The organism is Vibrio sp. V19_P1S1T109 (assembly GCF_002241375.1).
Taxonomy (GTDB): Bacteria; Pseudomonadota; Gammaproteobacteria; order Enterobacterales; family Vibrionaceae; genus Vibrio; species Vibrio anguillarum.
The window spans coordinates 1-8,854 of the sequence record NZ_NDIM01000309.1; the positions used below are offsets into that span (position 1 = coordinate 1).

8 protein-coding genes are annotated in these 8,854 nt (G+C 44.3%); 5 read left to right on the top strand and 3 right to left on the bottom strand.

What is annotated here, in order from left to right; all coding sequences use genetic code 11:
* Window positions 1-140: 140 nt before the first annotated feature.
* Together B9J87_RS15010 and B9J87_RS15015 are read left to right on the top strand one after the other, a co-directional pair.
* A complete protein-coding gene (locus B9J87_RS15010) occupies window positions 141-1,823 on the top strand; it encodes an aspartate:alanine antiporter (protein ID WP_013857120.1) in 1,683 nt (560 codons plus the stop codon).
* A 301-nt stretch (window positions 1,824-2,124) separates the two neighbouring features.
* On the top strand, window positions 2,125-3,228 hold the full coding sequence (locus tag B9J87_RS15015) for a phosphoribosylaminoimidazolesuccinocarboxamide synthase (RefSeq protein WP_017044633.1): 1,104 nt from the start codon (window positions 2,125-2,127) through the stop codon (window positions 3,226-3,228).
* Window positions 3,229-3,278: 50 nt separating this feature from the next.
* Here the strand turns inward: B9J87_RS15015 and B9J87_RS15020 are convergent, their stop codons facing one another.
* Window positions 3,279-3,656, bottom strand: coding sequence for a hypothetical protein (locus B9J87_RS15020; protein WP_026028577.1), 378 nt, complete (start codon window positions 3,654-3,656; stop codon window positions 3,279-3,281).
* Window positions 3,657-4,094: 438 nt separating this feature from the next.
* On the opposite strand from B9J87_RS15020, the gene B9J87_RS15025 reads away from it, so the two are divergent.
* The 3 genes from B9J87_RS15025 (at window position 4,095) to B9J87_RS15035 (ending at window position 6,891) form a co-directional block, all read left to right on the top strand.
* A complete protein-coding gene (locus tag B9J87_RS15025; RefSeq protein ID WP_017044631.1) occupies window positions 4,095-5,783 on the top strand; it encodes an NAD-dependent malic enzyme in 1,689 nt (562 codons plus the stop codon).
* Window positions 5,784-5,845: 62 nt separating this feature from the next.
* Window positions 5,846-6,169, top strand: coding sequence for a DUF3392 domain-containing protein (locus tag B9J87_RS15030; protein WP_017042030.1), 324 nt, complete (start codon window positions 5,846-5,848; stop codon window positions 6,167-6,169).
* On the top strand, window positions 6,142-6,891 hold the full coding sequence (locus B9J87_RS15035) for a SanA/YdcF family protein (protein WP_026028037.1): 750 nt from the start codon (window positions 6,142-6,144) through the stop codon (window positions 6,889-6,891). Before B9J87_RS15030 ends, B9J87_RS15035 begins: the two co-directional genes overlap by 28 nt.
* 55 nt (window positions 6,892-6,946) lie before the next feature.
* On the opposite strand, the gene B9J87_RS15040 is transcribed toward B9J87_RS15035, so the two are convergent.
* Together B9J87_RS15040 and B9J87_RS15045 are read right to left on the bottom strand one after the other, a co-directional pair.
* Window positions 6,947-8,185 carry a cysteine desulfurase-like protein gene (locus B9J87_RS15040; protein WP_013857127.1) on the bottom strand — a complete coding sequence of 413 codons (1,239 nt, stop codon included), beginning with the start codon at window positions 8,183-8,185 and terminating at the stop codon, window positions 6,947-6,949.
* Window positions 8,160-8,816 (bottom strand): 2OG-Fe dioxygenase family protein, encoded by a 657-nt coding sequence (locus B9J87_RS15045; protein ID WP_026028039.1) that lies wholly within the window; start codon window positions 8,814-8,816, stop codon window positions 8,160-8,162. The genes B9J87_RS15040 and B9J87_RS15045 overlap by 26 nt, the downstream gene beginning before the upstream one ends.
* Window positions 8,817-8,854 lie beyond the last annotated feature (38 nt).

Here is an 8,854-nt window from a genome sequence, read left to right on the forward strand (position 1 = left end):
ATTTATAGATAAATGGCTCTTTCTCTCAAATTAAGTCAATGAAATGTCAATTGTCACAAATTTCACTTATCTTTTTGCAATATTCAGATACAATTCCCACACTTTACCTACCCCACTTGGCACACATAACGAGTTGAGCCGTGAATATCGACGTCGTACTTTTGCTTGATCAGAACCCTATTCTTCTTATTTTTGTTGTCTTAGCGATTGGCCTTGGTTTTGGCAAAATTCGTTTTGGTAGCTTACAACTGGGCAACTCTATTGGGGTGTTAATTACATCACTCATCATGGGGCACCTTGGTTTTTCCTTCAATGCTGAAGCCTTAACCATCGGTTTCATGCTGTTCATCTATTGTGTCGGCATTGAAGCTGGCCCTAACTTTTTTGGCATATTTTTCCGTGACGGAAAACATTATCTCATCTTAAGTTTAGTGGTGCTCATTACCGCCACTTGGATTACCTATTTTGGCAGTTATTATCTCGGCCTCGATTTTGGCTTAGCTGCTGGTATGATGGCAGGTGCATTAACCTCCACCCCCGTATTAGTAGGCGCACAAGATGCGTTAAACTCCGGGCTAGCCACCATTCCAAGAAATATGGATTTATCCCTTATTTTAGATAATGTTTCGGTGGGTTATGCGATGGCTTATCTAATTGGCCTTATCAGTATGATCATGTTTGCCAAATTGCTGCCTAAGTTGCAAAAACAAAACCTCTCTGATTCTGCTCAACAGATTGCTCAAGAGCGTGGTTTGGGTGGCAGCGGTCAACGCAAAGTCTATTTACCCATCATCCGTGCCTATCGCGTTGGTCAAGAGTTGATCAACTGGATTGATGGGCGCAATTTACGTGAGCTTGGTATTTATCGCCAAACCGGTTGTTATATTGAACGCATTCGACGGAATGGTATTCTTGCCCATCCTGACGGTGACGCCATCTTGCAAGAAGGGGATGAAATTGCACTGGTCGGCTTCCCTGACAGCCATGCAAGGCTAGACCCTAGCTTTCGAAATGGCAAAGAGGTGTTTGATCGCAACCTACTGGATTTACGCATCTCTGAAGAGGAAATCGTCGTAAAAAGTGACAGTATTGCTGGTAAACGCCTATCGGATCTGAATTTATCCGAATATGGTTGTTTCCTGAACCGAGTGATACGCGCGCAAATTGAAATGCCAATGGACTTAGACATTGTGCTTGCCAAAGGCGATGTGCTGCAAGTCAGTGGTGAAAAAAGCCGTGTTCAAGGCTTGGCCGATAAAATCGGTTTCATCTCTATCCATAGTCAAATGGCCGATTTACTCGCCTTTTGTAGCTTCTTTATTCTCGGCATTTTGTTTGGTTTGATCACCATGACCTTTGGACAAGTCTCCTTCGGTTTAGGTAACGCGGTTGGGCTACTGCTTTCTGGCATTATGCTTGGTTTTTTACGAGCCAACCACCCCACTTTCGGCTATGTGCCGCAAGGGGCATTAAATATGGTGAAAGACCTAGGTTTGATGTTCTTTATGGTAGGCATTGGCTTAAGTGCTGGCGGGAAAATGTTCCAGCACCTCTCAGAAGTGGGCGTACAAGTGATCGGCCTTGCATTTTTAGTCAGCGTGGTGCCAGTCGTCTTTGCCTATTTGGTCGGTGCGTACATTTTGAAAATGAACCGCGCGCTTCTATTTGGTGCGATTATCGGGGCACGAACTTGCGCACCAGCGATGGATATCGTTAACGACTACGCAAAATCGACCATTCCCGCATTGGGTTATGCTGGCACCTATGCTATCGCCAATATACTGATGACACTGACAGGAACTATTTTAATTTTACTCAGTTAAACCTAATAATCCTCAGTGCTACTCGCCAAAGTCACATATGTGGCTTTTGGCGAGCTATCGCCCCTCTATTTACTTCGCTTTTATCTCAATGTTTGCCGCTTTATCGGCTCAGAACTGCATCTTTTCTCCTGAATTCAACTCACCACTGCTTAATTTTTCAAACAAAAGGCAATCGTTTGCTTTTTATCTGGCAGCAGAAAATAGTTCTGGTATGATGCGCACAGTTTATCGATATCCTTATTAGTGTTGAACTAAGCGATATCTTCTCTGTATGACGTTTGAAAAAGATAGGAATGTCTAAATGAGCCTTGCTGATCAAATCCTTGCCGTCAATGACGACCTCCCAATTCGCACTCACCAACCTGTTCATAGCGGCAAAGTTCGCTCTGTTTATTGGCTAACTCCAGAAGATAGCCAGCGTTTGATCAAAGAAAAAGGTTACAACGTTGCTCCTGATGCACCTTTAGCCATTATGGTAATCAGTGACCGTATTTCCGCTTTTGATTGTATCTGGCATGCCGAAGGTGGCATCAAAGGTGTACCAGGTAAGGGCGCGGCATTGAACGCGATTTCAAACCACTGGTTTAAGCTATTTCAAGAGAACGGGTTAGCCGATAGCCATATTTTAGATATTCCCCATCCTTTTGTATGGATTGTGCAAAAAGCCAAGCCAATCAAAATTGAAGCGATTTGTCGCCAGTATATTACCGGTTCAATGTGGCGTGCTTACGAAAAAGGTGAACGAGATTTCTGTGGTATTCAATTACCAGAAAGCTTGCAGAAAGATAAAAAACTGCCAGAACTGCTCATTACACCATCAACCAAAGGCATCTTAAAAGGCATTCCCGGTGTTCCAGAAGCCGATGATGTCAATATCTCACGTCATAATATTGAAGAAAATTTTGCCGCTTTTAACTTCAGTCGTGTCGAAGATATTGCCTTGTACGAAAAGCTATTAAAAGAAGGCTTCAGCGTCATTAGCCATGCACTCTGCCAAGTAGAGCAAATTTTCGTCGATACCAAGTTTGAGTTTGGTTATGTCACCGATGCCAACGGCGTTGAGAAACTCATTTATATGGATGAAGTGGGTACGCCGGACTCTTCTCGCATCTGGGACAGTGCTTCCTATCAGCAAGGACGTATTGTGGAAAATTCGAAAGAGGGTTTTCGTCAATTCTTGCTCAACTACTTCCCTGACCCAGATATTTTACTCAACAAAGAACGGATGGCTGAGCGAGAAGCGCTTGCACGTGATAATGCGCTGCCTTTGGCTGCATTAATGGATATTTCCAACACCTATCTTGCGATTGCAGAGAAAATTGTTGGCCAACCGATCGTATTAAGCCAAAACCCAAAGCAAGAGATCATTACGATCCTGCGTTCTCAATATGGCTTGATTGACTAGTACTCAACAATAACGGGACATTAAATATGCCCCGTTATCGGTTTATCCCCTTACAGGGTGATAATAAATTCGTCTGGTTTTGTATTTTTTATCAAAGATTGGCTTTTATTTTGAATCAATTGGATCTGTTCAGAATCCAACGCATACGGCATTACTAATTTTAGCTCTTCAATCCCCTCTAATTTCGCCAATCTCACCAGTGAAATTAAATTCGCTTCATCACTACGGCGTGTTGATAACGACTTCAACGCCATTTCCCATAGGCGATCCTCTGGGCTTGATAATTCTTTAATGCTGTCTTTCCATACCGTACCAAAAATCGGTGCAAATGACGTCATGGCTTCGAGGAATGTCCATTTCTTATTACATGACGCGCCAAGAAATGTAGTGTAATCAAACACCACCCGTCTCCTTTCTTGTGTATTCATTTTGTCCCCCGACAAATTGGCAGCACACTGTACTCAATATCATCCATGATTGTTCATATAGCAATAGGATATAAAAAAACAGTCTTTTATGCCTTAAAACCGAATGGATTGGCTATATCAAAACCAGGTTTGTAACAAGGCATAAACAGACTTACTGACATATGTGTCTGATTGATTAATATTTCAAACCGTGAACAAAAAGTCGCTTTATCACTTAAAGTGATCATCGCTCAACACTACTTTTGAAATCTCTGCTTAAGGAGACCAATAGACAAAAATGTGTACATTGGTGCCCTCAGCAATTAACACGGAGAATTCTACCGTTTTTATCGGCATTCTTCAGTATTCTGTGCCATGTGTCGCCGCTCGTCTATTTACAATCTCATGAGTAAACCGTTATCATTTTTGAGTTCCCTTCTACCCTAAAATAGGCCGACAATGAATAATGATAAACGCCCTCTTTATATTCCCTATGCGGGCCCCGCTCTACTCAGCACGCCTTTGCTCAATAAAGGCAGTGCATTTTGTGCTGAAGAGCGCAGTTCCTTCAACTTAGAAGGCCTGCTTCCTGAAACAACGGAAACGATACAAGAACAAGTTGTTCGCGCATACCAACAATACTGCAGCTTTGAAAGTGATATGGATAAGCATATCTATCTGCGTAATATTCAAGATACCAACGAAACCCTATTCTATCGTTTAGTACAAAACCACATCACTGAGATGATGCCCATCATCTACACTCCAACGGTGGGTGCCGCGTGTGAAAACTTTTCAAATATTTATCGTCGCGGCCGCGGTCTGTTCATTTCCTTTCCGAATCGAGATCGCATCGATGACTTACTTAATAATGCAGCGAACCATAACGTAAAAGTTATCGTAGTGACCGATGGTGAACGCATTCTCGGCTTGGGTGACCAAGGAATTGGTGGCATGGGTATTCCTATCGGAAAACTGGCACTTTATACCGCATGTGGTGGTATTAGCCCTGCTTATACTTTACCGGTCGTGCTCGATGTTGGAACCAATAACCCACAGCGCTTGGCTGACCCGATGTACATGGGCTGGCGTCACCCTCGGATTACCGGGGCTGAATATGATGCATTTGTAGAAGAGTTCATCCAAGCGGTGCAACGTCGCTGGCCTGATGCACTGATCCAATTTGAAGATTTTGCGCAAAAGAACGCAATGCCACTATTAGAGCGTTATAAAAACCGTATTTGTTGTTTTAACGATGACATTCAAGGCACTGCGGCGGTGACTGTAGGTTCGCTATTGGCCGCATGCAAAGCCGCGGGCAGTCAACTCTCCGAGCAACGTATCGCTTTTCTTGGTGCGGGCTCTGCAGGCTGTGGTATTGCCGAAGCAATCATCGCGCAAATGGTGTCAGAAGGTATTTCAGATGCTCAAGCTCGTTCTCAAGTCTATATGGTTGACCGCTGGGGTCTGCTGCAAGAAGGAATGCCTAACCTACTTGATTTCCAACAGCGCCTAGTGCAAAAAAACAAAGACACGCATGATTGGAACACAGAAGGTAATGGTTTCTCATTATTGGAAGTAATGAAAAATGGCAAGCCAACGGTGTTGGTCGGTGTTTCTGGGGCTCCGGGACTATTCAGTGAAGAGATTATCACTGAGATGCATAAACACTGCCCACGCCCGATTATTTTCCCACTATCGAACCCAACCAGCCGTGTTGAAGCGACGCCCAATGACATTATCCGTTGGACCAACGGTGAAGCACTCGTCGCCACAGGCAGCCCGTTCGCTCCCGTGTTGCATAACGGTAAAACCTACCCAATTGCACAATGCAACAATAGCTATATTTTCCCTGGTATCGGCTTAGGCGTACTGGCGGTCAATGCGCGTCGAGTTACTGATGAGATGCTGATGGAATCAAGCCGCGCACTCGCCAACTGTTCACCTCTGGCGCTTAATGGGCATGGTGCGTTGCTTCCACCACTGGAAGCCATTCACTCCGTTTCCAAGAAAATTGCGTTTGCGGTAGCGAAAAAAGCAATTGAGCAAGGCGTTGCACTGGAGATCCCAGATGATGTGTTAGAAACCGCTATTGAGCAGCATTTTTGGCAGCCAGTATACCGCCGCTACAAACGCACTGCTTTCTAAGCTACTACTCTGCTGTCCCCTAAGCTTCGGCTGATGTTTAGGGGCTTTTTCTGTGAGTCAATATGATGAACTTTTTAGCGCCCGCAGGGCATTACTTATCACCGTATTTAACGGAGATATCAACTGCATTGATCGCTTGTTTGCTCGTGATGCTCGGTGGAGAGATTAACGCCGCGATGCGCAAGCTAATGCGCAACCAACACTTTGTCGTTCGCACATTTACGTTTATATTGATTAACGCTTTCGGCTACGGTTTGGTGATCATCAAAGCGAGCCCTTACCTTGCTCGGACACTTTCGCAGTTAGAATCAGGCATGATGTTTAGCATTATTATGCTCTGCTTTATTGCTATCGGGATCTGGGCACAAAGGAACCGTCAAATTTAGTGTTAAAATTTTCATCTTCAAATCACTCTCGCCCTGTTTGGAAAAAGCGGGTTCACACGCTGCTTCGCTACGTGTCTGTACTGTTGTTCATTTCAAGCCTTTTTGTGCTTGGCATTGATCGCTGGGTCAGTTGGCAAGCCGAAAAACAAATCGTCACCGAGCAAAATCAAGTCGGTCAATTCCAAGTCGCTGTTGTACTTGGAACCAGTAAGTACTTGGGTAAAACGCTCAATGACTACTATACCCACCGAATTGAAGCCGCGATCGCTTTGTATGAGCAAGGCAAGGTAAAAGGGTTTTTACTCAGTGGTGATAATGCTCACCGTTCGTACAATGAACCGTGGACGATGAAACGCGATCTGCTGCGCGCTGGGATCCCGAGCGAACATATTTACTTAGATTATGCAGGGTTTCGTACTTTGGACTCCATTGTTCGCGCAAAACGCATCTTCGAAACCGACAATTTTTTGATCATTTCTCAACAATTTCATTGTGAGCGAGCACTCTTTATTGCCAACTACCATAACATTAATGCTCAGTGTTTAGCGGTTGCAGGGCCAACAACTCGTTCTGGTTTTAAAGTGAGGCTGCGTGAGGTCTTTGCTCGTACGAAAGCATTTTTAGATCTCTATATCACGAATACTCAACCTAAATTTTTAGGTCCCAAAGAGCCAATTGTGATCGAAGAGTTACCCTTAGAGCCAACCGAAGATGAAAGCTAAAAGAGGCACTGCGCCCCAGAAACCTTTCCTTCGACAGATTTCCGGGCCACTTTGGTTACGCTAATGTGGATAAGACATCAAACAAAGCGTCAATTTCACTGCGCGTGTTGTAGTGCATAAAACCGATACGGACAACTCCACCACTGTTTTCAAGATCTAACTGACGCACTAAACCAAGCGCATAGAAATGCCCATTCCACACACAAATATTATGCTCACCCAATGTTTTGGCCACAAATTCTGGGTGGTGATTAGCTAAGCGAATGGCAAAGGTCGGTGTACGTAGCTCACTGTTAGCCTTGGTCAGGCCATAGAGCTTAGCCGAACTCAATCCTTTAAGTTTATACAGAAAATACTCACTCAATTGGCGTTCATGCTGGTTGTATTGAATGAAACTATCGATCAAACGCTCTCTTAATGAGCCACTCGCATCTCCCCATTGCGCCAAATATTCCACTGCAGCAATCACGCCTGCCAAACCTTCAAAACTCTGCGTACCCGTTTCAAAACGTCCCGGACCAATATTGGTTGCAGGTTCAACTTTGTAGGGTTTAAGTGCATGTAACCACTGCGAAGCGATATAAGCGATACCAACGTGTGGACCAAAAAACTTATATGCCGAACAGGTTAAAAAATCACAGCCTAATTCTTGTACATCAATCAAATGGTGCGGAGCATAGTGAACGGCATCCACATACACCATCGCGCCGACTTGATGCGCCGCATCCACAATGCGTTTAACATCGACAATAGATCCTGTGGTATTCGAAGCATAAGTGACCGCTACCAGCTTTGTTTTAGGATTGAGCAATGACAGTAAGTGCTCAACATCCAAAGTACAATCTTGTTGGTTCACCTTTACCTGGTGCACTGTAACGTGCTTATCCTGCGCCGCTTGCTGCCAACTGGAGACATTGGAGTAATGGTCAAGCGCAGTAACAATCACTTCATCGCCCGCTTGCCAATCTCGGCTAATGGCTCGACTTAGCTGAAAAGTTAACGAGGTCATATTCGCGCCAAATACAATATTTCCTGATGACTCAGCGTTCAGAAGCGCTTGCACCGACTCACGAGCCTGCTGCATTAAATCAGTGGTGATTTGGCTTGAAAAATAGTGTCCGCCCAAATTAGAGTTAAAATGGCCCAGATATTCACTCATTTTTTCTATTACCGACTTAGGTACTTGCGAGCCACCTGGACCATCTAAGAAACTCACTGACTTACCATGATATTTTTGCGACAAAGCACTAAACTGCGTACGCACTTTTTCAGGAGTGAAGATCATTTCGGCCATCCTTAGCGGTTAACACAAAAACATCCATATGACCTTCTTGCCCATGCTCAATTGAGCGAATAGGACAAGCGTTATGCCATAACTTACTGTCCGCGAGCATCGCAATCTCACCATTTTCTAACACTTTCCGAAAGAAAGGGGCTTCATGGCAGTCTTGATACAGCATAATTTCACCGCCGACGATGTTGTGGCGATTCACCCCCACCAACGCAATATGATCAAAACCGTCTTGATGGACACCTTCTGGCGCGACTTGCGTCTCATCAAACACAGCAGCAATTCGGATCTGATGGATTTCAATCTCTTGCCCATTAGGCAGACCATTCGTACTCACAAACACCTCGCACACTTCTCTCATCCCCTCACTTTGTAACGTAGAGGGTAAAATAGGATCGAAATGACGCTTAATGTTGCCTTGAAAATGATTGATTTGATCGGTTTGCATAAAGTCATGCTTGTCCAACGCCTCGACTTTCCCTTTGTTAAATTGAACCACAGAGTAGCGCCGTAAACGATACTGACCATCAGCATGCTCCGTATGTGGTAATTGCGCAAAGGAGGGAGCAAGTTGTTGAATCGCTTTTTGACTTAATTGTGTAATCTGTAAAGTGTTTTCGTGTACAGCTAACATCACCAGCTCCTTAATTAAATAATCAGACACATTAAATT

Bases quoted from the DNA above. Each gene is read 5' to 3' on its own strand.
- B9J87_RS15015 (WP_017044633.1), top strand. From the start codon at position 2,125: ATGAGCCTTGCTGATCAAATCCTTGCCGTCAATGACGACCTCCCAATT.
- B9J87_RS15020 (WP_026028577.1), bottom strand. From the start codon at position 3,656: ATGAATACACAAGAAAGGAGACGGGTGGTGTTTGATTACACTACATTT.
- B9J87_RS15025 (WP_017044631.1), top strand. From the start codon at position 4,095: ATGAATAATGATAAACGCCCTCTTTATATTCCCTATGCGGGCCCCGCT.
- B9J87_RS15030 (WP_017042030.1), top strand. From the start codon at position 5,846: ATGATGAACTTTTTAGCGCCCGCAGGGCATTACTTATCACCGTATTTA.
- B9J87_RS15040 (WP_013857127.1), bottom strand. From the start codon at position 8,185: ATGGCCGAAATGATCTTCACTCCTGAAAAAGTGCGTACGCAGTTTAGT.
- B9J87_RS15045 (WP_026028039.1), bottom strand. From the start codon at position 8,816: ATGTTAGCTGTACACGAAAACACTTTACAGATTACACAATTAAGTCAA.